At 68.3% G+C, this 688-nt stretch carries 1 protein-coding gene; it reads left to right on the forward strand.

The genetic code is table 11. The annotated features are described in order from the left end of the window. The coding region (locus BZY54_RS42405) for a phosphoenolpyruvate carboxykinase domain-containing protein (protein WP_143668254.1) at window positions 1–655 on the forward strand (655 nt) is incomplete at its 5' end. Between the last annotated feature and the right edge of the window lie 33 nt (window positions 656–688).

The raw sequence follows: 688 nt of genomic DNA on the forward strand, positions 1-688 counted from the left end.
CTTCACCACCCCCGCCTCCCAGTGCCCGATCATCGCGCCCGAGTGGGAGGACCCCAGGGGCGTGCCGATCTCGGCGATCCTGTTCGGCGGCCGCCGGGCCAGCGCCGTGCCGCTGGTGACGGAGTCCTTCGACTGGAACCACGGCGTCTTCCTGGGCGCCAACGTGGCCTCCGAGAAGACCGCCGCGGCCGAGGGCAAGGTCGGCGAGCTGCGCCGCGACCCGTTCGCCATGCTGCCGTTCTGCGGCTACAACATGGGCGACTACATGGGCCACTGGATCGAGGTCGGCAAGGACAAGGACCAGTCCAAGCTGCCGAAGATCTACTACGTGAACTGGTTCCGCAAGAACGACGAGGGCAAGTTCGTCTGGCCCGGCTTCGGCGAGAACAGCCGCGTGCTGAAGTGGATCGTCGAGCGCCTGGAGGGCAAGGCCGAGGGCGTGGAGACCCCCATCGGCGTGCTTCCGACCAAGGAGTCGCTGGACACGAACGGTCTGGAGCTGTCGGAGTCCGACCTGGAGTTCCTGCTCACGGTCGACAAGGTCGTCTGGCGCGAGGAGGCCGCCCTGGTCCCCGAGCACCTGAACACCTTCGGTGACCACACTCCCAAGGAGCTGTGGGACCAGTACCGCGCGCTGGTCGAGCGCCTGGGCTGAGGACCCCGCCGATTCGAGCTCCGCGGCCGGCCG

The organism is Streptomyces carpinensis (assembly GCF_002154505.1).
Taxonomy (GTDB): domain Bacteria; phylum Actinomycetota; class Actinomycetes; order Streptomycetales; family Streptomycetaceae; genus Streptomyces; species Streptomyces carpinensis.